The organism is Citrobacter sp. H12-3-2, from assembly GCF_009649895.1.
GTDB lineage: Bacteria > Pseudomonadota > Gammaproteobacteria > Enterobacterales > Enterobacteriaceae > Citrobacter > Citrobacter portucalensis.
Window position 1 is genome coordinate 2,885,256 of the sequence record NZ_CP045837.1, and the last position, 17,048, is coordinate 2,902,303.

General features: G+C 48.6%; 19 protein-coding genes. 5 read left to right on the top strand and 14 right to left on the bottom strand.

Annotation, left to right across the window (positions count from 1 at the left end; all coding sequences use genetic code 11):
* The first annotated feature begins 1 nt into the window (after nt 1).
* Nucleotides 2-76: a protein YoaJ gene (gene yoaJ / locus GHC22_RS13815; protein WP_095533175.1), complete on the top strand. Its 75-nt coding sequence runs from the start codon at nt 2-4 to the stop codon at nt 74-76.
* A 48-nt stretch (nt 77-124) separates the two neighbouring features.
* Here the strand turns inward: yoaJ and GHC22_RS13820 are convergent, their stop codons facing one another.
* Complete coding sequence (locus GHC22_RS13820; RefSeq protein ID WP_003832440.1) at nt 125-373, bottom strand: GlsB/YeaQ/YmgE family stress response membrane protein; 249 nt, start codon at nt 371-373, stop codon at nt 125-127.
* Between the two features lie 361 nt (nt 374-734).
* On the opposite strand from GHC22_RS13820, the gene fdhF reads away from it, so the two are divergent.
* A complete protein-coding gene (fdhF, locus tag GHC22_RS13825; protein ID WP_071444730.1) occupies nt 735-2,882 on the top strand; it encodes a formate dehydrogenase subunit alpha in 2,148 nt (715 codons plus the stop codon).
* A 52-nt stretch (nt 2,883-2,934) separates the two neighbouring features.
* On the opposite strand, the gene GHC22_RS13830 is transcribed toward fdhF, so the two are convergent.
* From GHC22_RS13830 to GHC22_RS13880, 11 genes are all read right to left on the bottom strand, one after another.
* A complete protein-coding gene (locus GHC22_RS13830) occupies nt 2,935-3,579 on the bottom strand; it encodes a hypothetical protein (protein ID WP_071444731.1) in 645 nt (214 codons plus the stop codon).
* Between the two features lie 218 nt (nt 3,580-3,797).
* Nucleotides 3,798-3,980 carry a DUF1869 domain-containing protein gene (locus GHC22_RS13835; RefSeq protein WP_003832433.1) on the bottom strand — a complete coding sequence of 61 codons (183 nt, stop codon included), beginning with the start codon at nt 3,978-3,980 and terminating at the stop codon, nt 3,798-3,800.
* A gap of 3 nt (nt 3,981-3,983) precedes the next feature.
* Nucleotides 3,984-4,346, bottom strand: coding sequence for a DUF1971 domain-containing protein YeaR (gene yeaR / locus GHC22_RS13840; RefSeq protein ID WP_003030735.1), 363 nt, complete (start codon nt 4,344-4,346; stop codon nt 3,984-3,986).
* Between the two features lie 173 nt (nt 4,347-4,519).
* On the bottom strand, nt 4,520-5,158 hold the full coding sequence (gene leuE / locus GHC22_RS13845) for a leucine efflux protein LeuE (RefSeq protein ID WP_048227040.1): 639 nt from the start codon (nt 5,156-5,158) through the stop codon (nt 4,520-4,522).
* A 139-nt stretch (nt 5,159-5,297) separates the two neighbouring features.
* Nucleotides 5,298-5,909: a metal-binding protein ZinT gene (gene zinT, locus GHC22_RS13850; RefSeq protein ID WP_231133697.1), complete on the bottom strand. Its 612-nt coding sequence runs from the start codon at nt 5,907-5,909 to the stop codon at nt 5,298-5,300.
* Nucleotides 5,910-6,025: 116 nt separating this feature from the next.
* On the bottom strand, nt 6,026-6,541 hold the full coding sequence (locus tag GHC22_RS13855) for a phospholipase D family protein (protein WP_003832425.1): 516 nt from the start codon (nt 6,539-6,541) through the stop codon (nt 6,026-6,028).
* Between the two features lie 31 nt (nt 6,542-6,572).
* A complete protein-coding gene (locus GHC22_RS13860) occupies nt 6,573-7,160 on the bottom strand; it encodes an ATP-binding cassette domain-containing protein (protein ID WP_008784505.1) in 588 nt (195 codons plus the stop codon).
* Nucleotides 7,144-7,938, bottom strand: coding sequence for an ATP-binding cassette domain-containing protein (locus GHC22_RS13865; protein ID WP_008784504.1), 795 nt, complete (start codon nt 7,936-7,938; stop codon nt 7,144-7,146). The genes GHC22_RS13860 and GHC22_RS13865 overlap by 17 nt, the downstream gene beginning before the upstream one ends.
* The gene (locus GHC22_RS13870) at nt 7,932-8,744 is read right to left on the bottom strand and encodes an ABC transporter permease (protein WP_008784503.1); all 813 of its coding nucleotides are present in this window, start codon (nt 8,742-8,744) and stop codon (nt 7,932-7,934) included. Before GHC22_RS13870 ends, GHC22_RS13865 begins: the two co-directional genes overlap by 7 nt.
* Nucleotides 8,734-9,708: an ABC transporter permease gene (locus tag GHC22_RS13875; RefSeq protein ID WP_153753990.1), complete on the bottom strand. Its 975-nt coding sequence runs from the start codon at nt 9,706-9,708 to the stop codon at nt 8,734-8,736. Before GHC22_RS13875 ends, GHC22_RS13870 begins: the two co-directional genes overlap by 11 nt.
* The gene (locus tag GHC22_RS13880) at nt 9,708-11,330 is read right to left on the bottom strand and encodes an ABC transporter substrate-binding protein (RefSeq protein ID WP_153753279.1); all 1,623 of its coding nucleotides are present in this window, start codon (nt 11,328-11,330) and stop codon (nt 9,708-9,710) included. The genes GHC22_RS13875 and GHC22_RS13880 overlap by 1 nt, the downstream gene beginning before the upstream one ends.
* A gap of 396 nt (nt 11,331-11,726) precedes the next feature.
* Between GHC22_RS13880 and GHC22_RS13885 the strand changes: the two genes are divergently transcribed.
* Nucleotides 11,727-13,814 (top strand): TonB-dependent receptor, encoded by a 2,088-nt coding sequence (locus GHC22_RS13885; RefSeq protein WP_153753281.1) that lies wholly within the window; start codon nt 11,727-11,729, stop codon nt 13,812-13,814.
* 116 nt (nt 13,815-13,930) lie between these two features.
* Here the strand turns inward: GHC22_RS13885 and GHC22_RS13890 are convergent, their stop codons facing one another.
* Complete coding sequence (locus GHC22_RS13890; RefSeq protein WP_071444734.1) at nt 13,931-14,128, bottom strand: hypothetical protein; 198 nt, start codon at nt 14,126-14,128, stop codon at nt 13,931-13,933.
* A gap of 169 nt (nt 14,129-14,297) precedes the next feature.
* Nucleotides 14,298-15,821, bottom strand: a complete 1,524-nt coding sequence (locus GHC22_RS13895; protein WP_153753283.1) for an EAL domain-containing protein — start codon at nt 15,819-15,821, stop codon at nt 14,298-14,300.
* Between the two features lie 241 nt (nt 15,822-16,062).
* Here GHC22_RS13895 and GHC22_RS13900 point away from each other — a divergent pair, with 241 nt between their 5' ends.
* Both GHC22_RS13900 and GHC22_RS13905 read left to right on the top strand, forming a co-directional pair.
* Nucleotides 16,063-16,335 (top strand): hypothetical protein, encoded by a 273-nt coding sequence (locus GHC22_RS13900; protein ID WP_063941461.1) that lies wholly within the window; start codon nt 16,063-16,065, stop codon nt 16,333-16,335.
* A 151-nt stretch (nt 16,336-16,486) separates the two neighbouring features.
* Nucleotides 16,487-16,891 (top strand): DUF1398 family protein, encoded by a 405-nt coding sequence (locus GHC22_RS13905; protein ID WP_103285070.1) that lies wholly within the window; start codon nt 16,487-16,489, stop codon nt 16,889-16,891.
* Nucleotides 16,892-17,048: the final 157 nt, after the last annotated feature.

The window sequence follows — 17,048 nt, forward strand, 5'->3', positions numbered from 1 at the left end:
GATGAAAAAAACAACGATTATTATGATTGGCGTGGCGATCATCGTGGTTCTGGGCACGGAACTGGGGTGGTGGTAACCAAAATAAAGGCCACTTATCAGTGGCCTTTATTATCTGCATGTTTACTTAGCTTTTGATTTTTCTGTAGATAAACAACACCACAATCGCACCGATAACCGCTACGACGAAACTGCCGAAGTTGAAACCATCAACTTTACCAAAACCAAAGAAGGTACTGATCCAGCCACCCACTACCGCACCGACAACCCCTAAGATAATGGTCATAAAGAATCCGCCGCCATCTTTACCCGGCATAATCCATTTTGCCAAAATCCCAGCGATAAGACCGAAAACCACCCATGAAATAATGCCCATAATTTTCCTCACTTATGTTTTTAAATTAACGATTCACTCGTTGTATAAAAGCATAGCATAGCGCTGAAAAATTAAAATTTGTGATCGTCATCACTTCATATTTTCATCTTTTTCCGATGTTTCATAAGGTTATGACTGCTGACCGGCAGGCTAAATTTTTGCCGCTCCTCGTCATTAATGTCGAATCGTCAGTCATTATGCTTAACTCTTTTGCCGTCAGCCCCGTTATTGCTGGGTTTTCACTTCTGGCACACTTTATGCTTAAACAACCCGTCGATACGACAAATCGTAGTCCGCGGTGCTTATCGCGCGGCTGCGTCTACAATTCGCGCTATTTCAGCATTTAACAGGTCTGTTATTGATGAAAAAAATCACCAGTGTTTGCCCATACTGTGGGGCCGGGTGCAAGCTCAAGCTTGTTGTCGAAAATAACAAAATCATCCGCGCCGAAGCCGCAGAGGGTGTAACGAACCAAAATCAGTTATGCCTGAAAGGCTATTATGGTTGGGACTTTCTTAACGACACACGCCTCCTGACTCCCCGTCTGACTCGCCCGATGATCCGTTATGAAAAAGGTGGCAAATTCACGCCCGTTAGCTGGGATGAAGCCATTCGTTACACCGCAAAACGCTTATCTGAAATCAAAAATACCTATGGCCCTCGCGCCATCATGACTACCGGCTCTTCCCGGGGAACCGGAAATGAAACCAACTACGTGATGCAAAAATTCGCACGTGGCGTACTTCATACCAATAATGTCGATTGTTGTGCCCGCGTCTGTCATGGCCCTTCCGTTGCCGGATTACAGGAAACGTTAGGCAATGGCGCCATGAGCAATTCCATCAGCGACATTGAAAACTCAAAATGCCTGCTGATCTTTGGTTATAACTGCGCCGACTCGCACCCAATCGTGGCCCGACGAGTGATTAAAGCTCGCCAGAATGGCGCAAAAATCATTGTTTGCGACCCACGTCGTATTGAAACCGCCCGTATTGCTGACCAACATTTGCAGTTGAAAAACGGTTGCAACATGGCGCTGGTTAATGCCTTTGGTCATGTTCTTATCGAAGAGCAACTCTACGATCGCGAGTATGTGCAAAAGCATGCGGAAGGGTTGGAAACATACTGGGAAACCGTTAAGGGCTATGCGCCTGAAGCCGTTGAACATTTGACCGGCATTCCCGCACAGCAGGTTCGTCAGGCAATGCGTACATTTGCCGCAGCACCATCGGCAACCGTAATGTGGGGGATGGGCGTCACCCAGTTTGGTCAGGCCGTTGATGTGGTTCGCGGTTTGTCGAGCCTGGCGTTGTTGACCGGGAACCTGGGTCGCCCTAACGTCGGCGTTGGTCCCGTTCGCGGGCAAAATAACGTGCAGGGAGCGTGCGATATGGGGGTACTACCTAACCAGTTCCCGGGGTATCAGGACGTGACCGATTCCGCCGTCAGGGAAAAATTCGCCAGCGCATGGGGCATTGACGTTAATCAGATGGATGACAAGGTTGGAACGCGCATCACCGAAGTTCCTCACCTTGCTATCGAAGGCAAAATAAAAGCCTACTACATCATGGGAGAAGATCCGCTGCAAACCGAGGCCGACCTGGGCCTGGTTCGCGAAGGGTTTAACGCGCTCGATTTTATCGTCGTGCAGGATATCTTCATGACTAAGACAGCGGAAATGGCCGACGTCCTCCTGCCGGCCACCTCATGGGGCGAACATGGCGGTGTCTTTACCTGCGCCGATCGTGGCTTCCAGCGTTTTGAGAAAGCGATTGAACCCACCGGTGATGTAAAGCGTGACTGGGAGATTATCAGCCTGCTGGCCAGCGAAATGGGCTATCCGATGCAGTATCAAAATAACCAACAAATCTGGGATGAAATGCGCGAGCTGTGCCCGCTGTTCTACGGCGTGACCTATGAGAAAATGGGGGAAATGGGGCATGTTCAGTGGCCGTGCCCCGATCTCGATAGTCCTGGTACGCCGTACCTTTACGCGCACAGCCAGTTTGATACCGCCAACGGCAAAGGCAAACTGTTTGCCGCACCGTGGCGAGCGCCCGCAGAAGTTCCGGATGACAATTATCCGCTGGTGTTGTGTACCGTGCGTGAAGTTGGGCATTACTCCTGTCGCTCGATGACCGGTAACTGCGCAGCGTTACAAGCGTTGGCTGATGAACCAGGATATGTGCAAATCAATACCCATGATGCCGAAAAACTGGGTATCCGTCATCGTGATCTGGTGTGGGTCAGCTCGCGTCGGGGTAAGGTCATCAGCCGTGCGGATGTATCCGAGCGTATCAATTCCGGAACGGTGTATATGACCTATCAATGGTGGATTGGTGCATGCAACGAGTTGACCCAGGATAACCTCGATCCAATCTCGAAAACGCCGGAAACCAAATATTGTGCCGTAAATATCGAGCACATTAGCGATCAGAGATGGGCTGAAAAGTATGCCGCTCAATCGTATAGCGACATGAAATCACGCTTATGTGAGGCCATTGCGTAATTCCCCACCCTCGCCACCTGAGTCTGGATACCCAGACTCAGGTTTTATCTCATTACTTTACCAGGTGTGGTTCACTGAAGCGGATGGAGGAAGATTCCTCCTGCATATCCCGCTGCATAAAACCGAGGTTCATCAGAAACAGGCCAGCCATAAACGGCAGTTCGTACAATTCTTCAATCATATCGCCATATTGGACATTGTGCAGGAAGATGGGAGCCAGCAGACGATGATGCTCTACCGTATCGGAAATCAAAAATGCGCAGGCGGTGATCGTCAGCAGCCAGAGCGGTAGCGGTTCATTACGCACGCGTCGGACAATATCCAGGCGTAAGCGCTTCGACAACAGCACCGGCAGAATAATCATGGAAATCATTACAACAGAGATAGCTCTGAACAGAAGTTTAGGCTGCTCCGGGAAATAGTCACGGCCCCAACTGGTGCTTCTCCCCAGCAATACCAACCACCACACGGCTGCCCAAAGCCAAAATTGCTTCTCGCCTTCAGGGCGTGATAAAGGCCGGATATAGCCAAGGGTAAATACGGCACCAAACAGTAGCCATAGCGCCTGCCCATTTTCGATCCATCTGACGACAGTGCCGTTAAGCAGCGGAAGATTCCAGTTCGCGGTGAACGGGATCGCCACAATGACCAGTCCTAGAATAAGTGTGGGGAATGTAATTTGGGTATTCAGTTTCATAAGCGCGATGTTCTGTATTGTTACTGTTTTGCGATCATAACTCCTGTGAATGATCGACAATTAGCATTCAATGCGAATTTCTTAAGGTATTCTTAAGGAATCTTTTTTCGGACATCACTACGTTCAACACAAATAAAAAAACCGCACGGCGCCGTCAAAACGCTGTGCGGTTAGTACATTAAAATTCTGTGTATTCAATCAGTAAGAGTATTTAACGCCTACCATCCGCAGACTTCATGCTCATTCTCGGTATCGTACGAACGAACGGTATTGACCAAGTCTTTGACCACTTCTGCTGCCACATCCGGCACCAGTAATGTCATAGGCGCTTCTGTTTCATAATCCACAGAAACACCGTTGCTGTTATTGGTCACGGTTACGGTATAGGTTGCTTTGCCCATGATTTACTCCTTGCCGGTGCGCACGACTTTTCGTTGATTTGCACTCTCCATCAGAACTTCCGGGGCAACGAAAAAATCGATATTAAAGTAAGTGTCGTCGGTCATCACTTCGATGTTATGCCATTTTTCCGGCGGAAAAACGCCAAACTGACCGGCTTCAATAACCATCACCTCTACTGGCTCCGGACTGTGTTCATCGGCGTATCCGAGATATTTGACCGCCCCCTGCATAACAGAAAGTCGTGGATAAACCCCAGCACGAGTTCCTTTATCAAGGTGGCGTTCGAAAATTCCGGCAGGCGCAGTTTCTTTGTTCCAGAATGGTGTAGAGCGTGTATGGATATGATTCTGTGGAATTTGAAGCATTTTTCTTCCCTTTTCCAGTCGACAACCAGCGAGTCTTATTGAATCGCTGCTGTACACAGGGTACGCCTCAAAATATACATTTAAAATACCATTTATTGGTTATAACCCTACAATTATAAATGAAAAGCAAAGCGTCATATTGAAGGCCCGCCGCAACCAGCGGGCCGATAGCATCACGACTGAAGCGTGGCCAGACGAGCGGCAAAACCAACGAAAATCAGGCCGATTAGGGAATTACCCACTTTGGCCAGTTTTTTCTTCGTGCGAATATACTGTGTCACGAACGCGCCGGAGAAAATAAGGAAGCTCAGATAGAAAAAGCTCACTACTTCAAGCGTAATGGCCAAAATAAAGAATGACAGCCCTGAGTGCGGTGCATTGACATCAATAAACTGCACGAAGAACGAAACATAAAACAAAATAGCTTTGGGATTCGTCAGGCTTAGAATTAATGCTCGCTTAAAAATAGCGCCAAACGGGACTTCCTCGGCCGCAGCATCGCTTGCTTTCGATTTCAGTGTCGCATACAGGATCTTCGCACCAAGGTACAGCAGATAAAACGCGCCAAGATAGCGAACGATATTGAACAAAACGGGCGTTGTTTTGATCAATGCGGCAACACCGGCATAGGCCAAAAACATCAACACGGCATCACCGATAAACACACCGCTTGCGGCGAGATAACCACCCTTCACTCCCCGACCGACGCTGTTCTTCAACACAAATATCGTATTTGGCCCCGGTACCAACACGATAAAAATGGCTCCCACCAGATACGTCCAGTAATTCAGAACTCCATACTCTGCGAACACGTTAACCTCTTCCTGAAAAAACACATGCACTTGCTGCGATACAATATGCTAACGAATGCATCGGGTGATGGAAAGAGAAGGTTATGAATTAAAAAACCCGCCACTGGTGACGGGTGTGTACAGATAAGGTTAGTCCGGATTAATGGTGCAGCATCTCATCCACAACCTCTTCTCCCTTCAACTGATAAGGGTAGTAGGTAGGCCAGTTTTCCATCTCTTCAAGCAAGGCTGCCTGCGAGGTATTTCCCATAAAGATATGGAAGTGGCTCGATTTACGCGGCGCGATAATATGATCGCTAAATTGCACATATTTAGGCGCTTTGCTGTCAGCAGCTTTACACTCAAACAGATACCGTACACCTTTCTTGCCTGATTTATAATTCAGGATTTTATATCCGGCGTAGTCGTATTTACATGATGCAACCTGATTCCCGGTATGAAACTCCATCACGCCATTTTCAATACCGATAGTGTCTACGTTGGTTGCATAGCCTGTACGGTAATACGCTTTGATTTGTTCTGCCGTTTTGCTTTTATCTTTCTCCGCTTTCTTTTTGAATACTGGGTCAAGTTCGCCGCTGACCAGATACGGATAAACAGATTGCCACATGCCATCCCAGTCGGTCAGCGCCCTGTTCTGCACCTGGTTGTCATCAAATACCCCTTCCGACGCCTTTTGTTCTGCTTCACTCATTGGCGCACCATGGGAATGATGACCATGCGCCAGAACCGAACTACTGACTAAAAGCATCCCCAGAGCGATTGTCAGTTTCTTAAAACGAATAGCCAAAATTTCACCCTCAAATCATTTGCGAGTGAAATGTTATAATATAACATCAAATTTAAATCAACGGCGTTGTGAAGCATTTAACCGCTCTGGTGCGCGATTTTCCAACGGCTGTCAAAATGGGCCTGATACTGCGCAACAACGGCAGGTTCGTCACGAATAACTAACACATTTTCAGAGTTGGCAAATTCTGCGGATTTGGCAAAGTTGAACGAACCGGTTTCCAGCGTGTCGCCATCAATAATCATTACCTTGTCATGCTGGATGTGGTAGTGACCATCCAGTTGCACATCAACCCCATTCGCGGCAGCAAACGCGATGGCCTTCTGGCTAACCTTGCCCTGGTTACGTTTCTTATCGATCACAGCCCGAACCACTACGCCTCTCTTTTCAGCGTTTACCAGGGCCTGAACAATATCTGCAGACTGAAATGAATAAGCCATCATATCGATGCTGTGCTGCGCATGGTTAATTGAATCCAGCACTAAAGCCCGAGCCGACCCTTCCGGTGAAAAACCCACCTGAATGGAAGCATGTGCTGCAAAAGCACCCGCCCCGTACATTAGCGCAGCCACAGCGATAGTTTTTACGATCACGTTAGTTATTTGCCTGAAATGCGAAAGAGACCTAAGAGAGTAGCGCTCGCGTGCAGATCTGATCAAGCAGCGCCTGCTGATGACTGATAATGAGCATACCCAATGGCCGACGCTGAGATTCTTCAAGCAGCAGCGCCCAGATATCCCGTTGAATAGAAGGATCAAGCTGGGCTGTAATTTCATCGGCAATAAGAAAACGTGTCCGCGGGTCCAGAGCGCGAAGTAAAGCAATTCGCGCCAGTTCACCACCAGAAAGTTGTCCGGGACGGCGGGTTAACCACTCTGGATTGATGTGAAGACGGGTAAGCATTGCAGCATCCGGTCGCCATGCATCATGCACCGCATCACCGGTGCTGCGTCGGGGGTTAAAAGTTAATTCTGGATGCTGTGGCACCAGTTGCACCGGACAATACTGGTGCATCGGCAACGGTTGGTCATCAATCAGAATGTCACCGGAAGTTGGTTTCTGCCAGCCCGCCAGCACGCGTCCCAGCGTCGTTTTGCCAGTTCCACTGGGCGCACAAATCCCAATACGTTCTCCAGGGCGTAGAGAAAAGGTCAGATTTTGCCACAGAACCTTTTCCCCCTGACGGATTGTTACATCACGACAGCACAGCATCGCGCTCTCCAAAAAGTTGATTTCTTTCAGGCAGCGCCCGCCATTGTCGTTGCAGGTGTTCGCTAATCTCTCCGCGTAACAGCTGTTCCCGGCTGACGTTATCCGACACCCTTCCCTGATGCAGTGCGACAATACGATCCGCATGGCGGGCCGCCAGCGTGAGGTCATGCGTTACCCACAAAACACCAGCCCCTTGCTCACATTGCTCACGCAACTGTTCAAGCAGTTGATTAGCGAGAGGTGCATCAAGCCAGGCGGTAATTTCATCCGCCAGAATATAGCGAGCCTGACTCAGAGACGCATGACAAGCCAGAACACGTTTTGCCATACCGCCTGAAAGCTGACGCGGAAAAGCATCTAATACGCGACTTTCCAGTCGGCTACGCTGGAGCAATCGTTCAATTTTTCCGGCATTCCATTGCTGGTCAGAAAGCTGGCATGCCCTGCGCAGATGCTTTTCAATCGAGAGCAGCGGGTTAAGTGCCTGAATACCTTGTGGGACGTAGCTGAAGGTATTGCCACGACATTTGCGAATATCATCACTGCCCAGCGCTTTACCTTCCAGGGTAATAACGCCGTTGAAACGCAAATTGTCTGGTAAGAGATCGAGCAGACATTGCAGCAACAGGCTCTTACCTTCCCCACTTCCCCCAACTAGCGCCACCATCTGACCAGGCGCTACGTCGAAAGAGATATCCTGCAACAGCGAAGACCAGTTTTTCGCGCCGTACCAGCGATAACGCGCCACGTCCAGCGAGACCTGCCTTAAACTCAACATGCGTCACCTCGTAACCATAAACGATGCACCGCCCTTGCGAGCTGATCGAATAACATCACCAGACTGAACAGCATCAGTCCTGGAAACAGCACTAACCACCAGTCGCCATGACTGATAAACCTCAGCGCATCCGCCAGCAGCAGGCCCAGCGACGGTTCATGCGGTGCCAGTCCAAAACCGAGGAAGCTTAACGCCGCGCTGTGTAACACCGCATGGGGAAACATCAGCAATGTCCCGGTTAACCACTGGGGTAACAACGCCGGTAGATAGTGATGCCGCCAGCAGTAAAAATGGCCGTGTCCCAGACGCCAGGTCAACGTCAGATAGTCACTGTGGGCCACGCGCTGCGCTTCAGCACGCAGGATCAGCGCCAGACGCGGCCAGTGCGTTAGTGCAACCGCCATGATTACCCCGTTTTTCCCACCACCCAGCGTAAAACAGATCAAAATAAGCAACAGCAGATGCGGCATCGATAGCATGGCATCAGTAATTAGACGCATAAGCACATCCAGACGCGGATGTATGCGCGAAACCGCCGCCATCATTAACGCAATGAAACCGCTGCACAACGCCGCACCAATACCAATTTGCAGACTGGTTAGTGCCCCCTGAAAACAACGGATCCACAGATCGCGACCGAGGTTATCGGTGCCAAACCAGTACATCGCATCAGGTGGAAGATGACGGGCAAGCAGATTAACGCTCAACGGGTTATCCAGCATTGCGGCACCATACACTGCAATGAATAACAGGCAGCTAAAAGAGAACAAAAGACGAATTAGCGTCGGCGTCGGGTTATAGAGCATCAGGTCGCTCCAGAGCACGGTTCAACATACGGACAAGCCAGGTAGACAGCGAGTTGCCAATGAACACCAGTACGGTACTGAACAACACAATCCCCATCAGTAACGGCAGATCGCCGCGTAACCCGGCATCAATGGTGGCCTGCCCCAGTCCTGGATAAGCAAAGACTTTTTCGGCCAATAGTGCACCTCCCAACAGTTCTCCCAGTGAGGCAAACTGCAAACACAGCGCAGGCGTAATTGCATGACGCAGAACCTGATGGCGTAACAATGACCAGCCTTTATCTCCCTGGGAACGCGCAAAACGGACAAATTCGCTTTTCATTACGCTGGCGATGCTTTCCCGCGTGTGAAGCGTAATTTGCCCCAGTCCCAGCAAACTGAGCGCGCAAACGGGAAGCACCAGATGACGCAGACGCTCGGTCAGCGTCACCATATCGCCGCTGTTGCCCGGCTCCCACGCGCAGCAGACCGGAAATACCGGCCAGCGCACGGCAAATAGCGCCAGCAGCAACATGCCAATCCAGAAGGTCGGCAGCGAAGAAAGCAGATAGCTGAGGCGACAGATTGCTTTGTCCGGCCAGCGATTCAGGTAGCGACCCGCGACAAACCCCATTGCCGTTCCCAATATGCCGGAGAGTAGCCACGCGCCGCCAAGCAGCGCAAACGAGGTGGAAAAGCGTTCCTTGATCACGCTGGCAACCGGCGCATTAAACAACATGGAATAGCCGAGATCGCCCTGCAATACACGAACAAACCAGTGACCAAAACGCTCCCATAGCGGCTGGTCCAATCCCCAGCGAGCAGCAATGCGTGCATATTGCTCCGGCGGCACATGCAGGAGATCGTTGCCGATATAAGCGCGAATCGGATCGACTGGAGAAAAACTGAGCAGCACAAAAGTGCCAGCCGAAACCAGCACTAATAGCACAATCAGCCGTAGAAAATGGCCCACAACAGACTTCATCAACGGCAGGTCCAGGTCCATTCGTCCAGATTATTGAGCAGTGACCAGCTACCGTGAATCTCCGGTGCGCCTTTGCCTAAATCAATACACGGATTTGCCAGATAAGTGTGCTGAATATTCAGCAGCCATGCCCAGGCAGAATCGCCCTGCACGCCAGCCCCTTGCTTACCATCCCACTCCACCTGTTGCCAGAAAGGTAACGCCTTTTGCCAGTCTGGGGCGTCGATAGCCTGTTTAAGGTGCTGTTCAACAACAGGATTGCTGTAATAACCTGGGTTGTAATATTCCACGCCCGCGGCCTGATTACTGTAATGATGGAAAAGCTCCATCGGATCCAGGCTTCCCCAACCAAATAACGTCGGGTTCGCATGCATGTGACGTTCAACGGTTTCCCAGCTTCCTGACTGTAGTGATACCTGAATGCCCACCGGTTCCAGCATTGCGCGAACAGCTTCGGCTAAATCCCGGCGCGTACTGTCACCGCTGGCGTACCATAAAGTCAGTCGAGCCTCTTTGCCGTCTTTCACTCGTACGCCATCTTTACCCACCTTCCAGCCGGCTTCTTCCAGAATCGTGCGTGCTTTTTCGCTGTCACCATCTTTGAACGCAACGGATTGCCCCTGCCACGGCAGCCCCTGCACTGCGCTATACGCAGGAATCGCATGACCTTCCATGACCTGATCGGCAAGCTGCTTACGGTCGATGGCATAGTTGATGGCGCGCCTGATGGCAACATCGGCAGTGATATCGTTCCCAATCGGATAGCCATTGGCATCTTTTTTACCTGCAGGAACCATCGGGAACACAATGCCCCGGTTTTCCACGCTATCGCGTACCCAAAGTTTCAAATTTGTCTGCTGAGGAGCGACCGCCATCGACGGCGCGATACGTACGAGTCCCAGTTGGCCACTGCGCGCTGCGGCATAAGCGTTATCTTCATCAAGGAAGACAAACACCAGCTTACTGAAATCATTTTTCTTACCGGCATACCAGGGGTTAGCCTCCACGATCAACTGCTGTCCCGGCTGAAAACTCACCAGCCGATAAGGACCCGCGCCAATCGGATTTTTGGCAAATGTTTTTTCGTCATACCGTTTCGCCGGAACAATACCCAAAGAACCCAGCACATTCACAAAAGTGCTCTGTGGGCTATTCAGCATAATTTCTACCGTACGGTTATCTTTCAGGCTGGCATGGGTGAAGTTTCCCATGTCGATTTTGCCACCGCTTTTTGCTGCTTTGTTATAGGTGAACACCACATCTTCAGCGGTTAGCGGGGAACCATCAGAGAATTTAAGGTCAGGTTTTAACGTCAATGTCCAGGTTTTGCCGTCTGCGCTGGTCTCTACTTTTTCCGTCAGCAGGTTTCCCCAGCTCATATCTGCATTTTGTTTTAATAATGGTGCATGTAAAAGCAAATAGCTGCCATGACTCCAGCCCAGCATCGGGTCAAACCCTTCCGTTGGTTCTGGTCCAATTGCCAGTTTTAACGTCTGACCTTCGCTCGCATTTTGCGCGGCAAGAAGTGGTGAGGTTAATGCGAGAGTCAATGCGCACGTAAGCAGTGCCAGCTTGCCTTTGATCATTATGTTATCCAGATTTACGTTATTTTTATGCCGCATAACGATTTACCGTCGTTAAGCAGTCTCCTGGGGAAGGGATTATGGCGGACCGAAATGATGAAAAAAATGATGCGGCGCAGAAAAGTATGACGATTTTCTAAAATTATCATACTTTTTTCTGATACTCCGTTATGAGTACGATGTGAATCTCAGAAAATAGATTAATCCCTCGCCATTTATTCACAGGAATATTAATCCCGAACTAATAATTGCCTATGCGGACTATTGGCCCTTCCTGCTAAATCCTTATCTAAAATTCATGACAATTTATGTATATTTATTCAAGAAAAACACCAGAAGTGACAAGTTATGTAAATTTGTAATGATAATTATTTGTATTATCATTTCCATCAATTATCTTACTGCCTTTGAATTTTTAACAAAGGAAGTTTGACTATGCGTTTAAAACCTGTTGCCTCTGTCGTTCTGTCCTGTTTAGGATTTTCCAGCCCCCTGGTATTTGCTGAAGATGTCATGGTGGTAACCGCTTCCGGTTATGAAAAGAAAATCACCAATGCCGCCGCCAGCGTCTCTGTTATTTCGCAGCAAGAGTTACAAACCAATAAATATAATGACTTAGGTGAAGCCCTGCGTTCCGTTGAAGGGGTAGATGTTGAAAGCAGCACCGGTAAAACCGGCGGTCTGGAGATCAGCATCCGTGGCATGCCTGCCAGCTATACCTTGATCCTGATTGACGGTATTCGTCAAAACGGCAGCAGCGACGTAACACCAAACGGTTTCTCTGCCATGAATACCAGCTTTATGCCCCCGCTGGCGGCAATCGATCATATTGAGGTGATCCGCGGCCCGATGTCGACGCTTTATGGGTCCGACGCAATCGGTGGTGTGGTGAATATCATCACCAAAAAAAGCACCGATAAATGGAGCACTTCCATCAATACCGGCGTTAACCTGCAAGAGAGTAATAAATGGGGTAACAGTACGGTCGCCAACTTCTGGTCAAGCGGCCCGTTGATTGCGGGCGTACTGGATATGCAGGTTCGGGGGAGCACAACCCAGCGTCAGGGTTCCAGCGTCACCTCCCTCAGCGATACCGCCTCCACCCGCGTACCTTATCCTACCGAATCGGAAAACTATAATATTGGCACGCGCCTCGACTGGAAAACCAATGAGAACAATACGCTGTGGTTAGATCTCGACTCCGCCAGACAGCGCTATGACAACGATGACGGGCAGTTGGGCAACCTGACAGGGGGGTATGATAAAACGCTACGCTATGAGCGTAACAAAGTGACCCTCGGCCACGATACAGCCTTAACGTTCGGCACCTGGAAATCCTCCCTCGGCTGGAATGAAACCGAAAACAAAGGCCGGCAATTGGTATCTTCCGCACTCACACCAGAGAACGCAGGCCGGGCCGGTGACGCGCGTGAACTGAAGAACACCAACGTCATTCTTGACTCAGTGCTGCTGACGCCATTAGGTGATTCGCACCTCTTAACCCTTGGCGGAGAATACTGGGATGCCCGGATGAAAGATGGTGTGGTACTGGCCAATACCGGCGAGACGTTCCATCAAAAAACGTGGGCAGCCTATGCGGAAGATGAATGGCATATTCTCGACTCGCTGGCCTTAACCGCAGGAACACGCTATGAGCATAACGATGTCTTTGGCGGTCATCTCAGCCCACGAGCCTATATGGTATGGGACGTTTCCGACGCCTGGACGTTCAAAGGCGGCGTAACGACAGGTTATAAAGCACCATCACTAAGCCAGTTGCATAACGGGATCAGCGGTGTAACCGCGCAGGGAACGGTGAATACGGTCGGTAACCCGGACCTCAAACCTGAGGAAAGTATCAGCTACGAAACCGGGCTGTATTACGAGAACGACGCCGGACTTAACGCCAACATTACCGGCTTCTATACCGAATACAAAAATAAAATTGTCTCATATTCTATCGATGATAATACCAACAGCTATACCAACAGCGGCAAGGCAAGGACCGATGGCGTTGAATTTGCCAGCACCTTCCCTCTATGGTCGGATGTGCTGACCTTATCTCTCAACTACACCTACACTCAGAGCAAGCAAAAAGATGGTGACAATAAAGGCGCGCCATTAAGTTACACACCAAAACATATGGCTAACGCCCGTCTGAACTGGCAGGCAACGGAAGATATGAACACCTGGCTCAGCGCACGTTATCGCGGCAAAGCCCCACGCTTTACCGAAAATTACGACAACCTTAGCGCGGTACAAAAGGCCGTCTATGACGATAAAGGCGCTGATTTAAAAGCCTGGACCGTTGTCGATATGGGGATGTCTTATAAGCTGACCAAAGATCTGACGCTTAATACGGCGGTTAATAACGTGCTGGATAAAGACTTTAGTGAGGTCAAATTGTATCAGGTGGGGCGTAATAGTACTTACGCAGGTGATTACTATCAAACGGCGCAATCCACCACTGGGTACGTAAACCCTGGTCGTAACTACTGGGTATCTTTAAATTATCAGTTCTAATTTTATAAGATCCTGCTGGTCGGGGCACACTAATACCCCGACCAGCAGAATATTATTGAAAGAAGACACAAGATATAATCAGCAACTTATTTTAACATATAAGAATATTTAAACAATTAATACAGAAACACCCCTTCCTGCACCATAAGATATAATGCCAAAACAATAACCCCGACGATACCGCCTAAAAACAAGACTGCGGCAATCGCAAGCTGGTTGCGATTTGTGTTCTTCACTTTGCTTCGCACATCCAACTTATTTTTCGCCGCTCTATGACTTGAATCACGCTCCATCGCGAATGTTATATCTGCCATACCATTATCCAGTTGCTGTATATGAAAACATAAATAACCACCACATCGATAAGGGTATAGATTTTAACTAACAGAATCTGAGATTTGTCTCACGATAAAGATAATCGTCGGATTTTTGCTATCGAAGCAGATTTCATGCTCACTTTTCATCAATTAGGTTATCTTGTATTTATTCGACAAAAACCTTCACTTTAGGCTTTGACAGCAGAATCATGACGAACTCAGTGAAGGTTACTGGTTTATAGAAATAGTACCCTTGCAGGAAAACAATGTTGTTTTTGTTGAGATAATCAAGCTGAGCCTTTGTTTCAACCCCTTCTGCAACGATGCTTAAAGATAGTTTACGAGCCAGATCGAGGACACAATCTAAAATTCGGGTTGAATCGGGAAGCTCATTTACCCTTCCCACAAAGCTCTGATCGATTTTAATGTAATCAATGTGCAGGTCATGCAAATAAGAAAGCCCAGAATAGCCCGTACCAAAATCATCCAGCGCAATCACAAAGCCATTCTCATGCAGGATATTGAGCCTCTGCACAAGATCTTCATCCACATCTAACGGCTCGCGCTCAGTAACTTCGATTACCAGATTGAGGTCATCGCGGTTAAAACTATCCCTGTAATGCAGGCACTCCTGCACGAATGTAGGGGATGTGATATGGGATGCGCTGAAGTTAATGCCGACATGGAAGCCGGATGGCAGTTTGCTGGCAATGGCGTTCATGTTTTCCGCGACCTGCCTCATCAGGCTTTGAGTTAGTGGCACTATCAGGCCTGATTTTTCAGCGACGGGAATGAAGGAAGCAGGAGAGATATATCCGGCTTTTGGATGTTTCCATCGGGCCAGCACTTCAACACCGCGTAACGTCCCCTCGCGACCATTTACGATAGGTTGATAAAAAGGCACGATCTCTCCTTTTACTATCGCCCTGCGCAACGTTTCTTCAGGGGTATCGTTCTTGTTCAGATACTTATCAATGGCATATGCGGCGGCGAGCGATATCAGTAGGATAAAAATCAGGATCCCTCCGCCATGCCTGATCAGCCTGTTAGCACTAAACAATGGTGGTTCAGCGTAAATGATGCTGAAGGAATATTTCGCGGAATTCACTTGGCCAAACTTCTGCGCATTTGCAGCAACAGGTTTCACATCTCCCATTAAACCGAGTACTGCGTCACCCACAAGCAACGAGTACGTTACTCCCGCTAACGGGACATTCAGTGCCCCTCGGATATGCACGCCACTTATGGTGACGATGATACGGCCTGTGCGAAAACGTGTTTGATACAGCAGAACAGGTATTTCATTCTCGGTATTGCTTGCGGGAGTCAGTTGTAAATTAGTATCAGCTATGACGGGAATACGCTTAAGTAATATCCGATTACCCGGCAAAGATGTACACCAAACCTTCCCCTGTCGAATAATTATCAGCGTTCGCAAATGGGGTCGGAGCGCAGCTTCGGTTCCAAGTTGGTATTGTCCCTCCAGATCGCATTTTTTTTCAGCGATATGCATAGCGGTACGGGTTGCCTGGAAAGCTTCATCAAGTATGTTATCCATATTTTTCGCGGCATATCTGGCCCCCCCGAGGGTTTCCATCGAGGAGGAATACCAAAGCTGCATATTAAGAATAAAAACACCGATTAAAAAAAGACACACCGCAGCAGTTAGCGGTAAAAGTGCTTTGCGCATTCTCATGTCCTGTGGTGAAAGTCGATCGGTCGTTGCGATAAACATTGACGTATTCAAATTTGTTACTAAAGAGCATGGTAGACAGAAACAGAAATCGCCATGCGCCCAGTCACATTTCCTCAATAACAACGTAACTTACTAATTTATCGATAAAATCATTACTGAAATTTGCAGTACAAAACCGGCGTTGCACCTCATCCAATTTTGCTATCATTGGAATGCACTAATAAGAGGTAATCAAATGAAAATCTTTATCACAGACAATGACGGTAACCTGATTCCTGTTGACGGAAAAAGCGTTGTCATCGAATTGAATAGTGGCGGAACCATCGAGATCGCCGAGGAGTACAGCCGGGACGATGTTCCTGAAGGCATTAATCTGTGGGGCGGACGAGAACCCTCCCCTTCACTCTCTTTCGAGGAAATCAAAGCCAGAACAGAAGGCCTGGGCGTTTACCCCATAGCAGCTAACGCTCTACATGTATTTCCGTACAAACTTTCAGCAAAAGAATAATTGCACGCACCGGGTGCGCACGCGTATATGGGCTGTGCGCAATTGCTCTCATGGCTTTGCTGTCCGCACCAAGAAGTCAGACCAGATTGAAGTGATAAAGCCGTTCGTGCACACTATACGCTCTCATGACTAACAATAGGTTATAACCCTGATGGATCAGGTTGATGTTCTTGAAAAGATGTTTGAGCAAGTGAGAAAGGAACATAACTTTCCGTGGTTTTACTCTGAACTAAAACGCCAGAATATTGCTTATTATATTTACTACCTGGCTACTGATAACATCAGAGTTGTGACAGAAAATGATGAAGTAATATTAATAAGAGGGAAAAGAGACTTATTGAAAGTCAGTACAAATAAGAACCCGGAACAAGTAAAAAAAGCAGCCCAGATTCATTATTCCGGGAAATCCACATTTCGTGAATATACTGCAACACTTGTCAATGCTGGCGTTTTCCGATGGGTTACGGATGTCAATGATAACAAACGGCATTACTACTCTGTTGACGATACGCTTTTATACATGGAAGATGTTGAGAACAATAATCCATTAATATAATGATAGTTGAACTAGTAGTCCGGTTTCTTCCACTCAGCACCGTAGAAGCTGGCTTAAGGGACAAACCCGCGTGAAGGATCACCACATCGGGCTACAGTCATAGTTAATGCGGAACACTGCGGCGACATGACGCATGATTATGTCACTGTACTGTGCT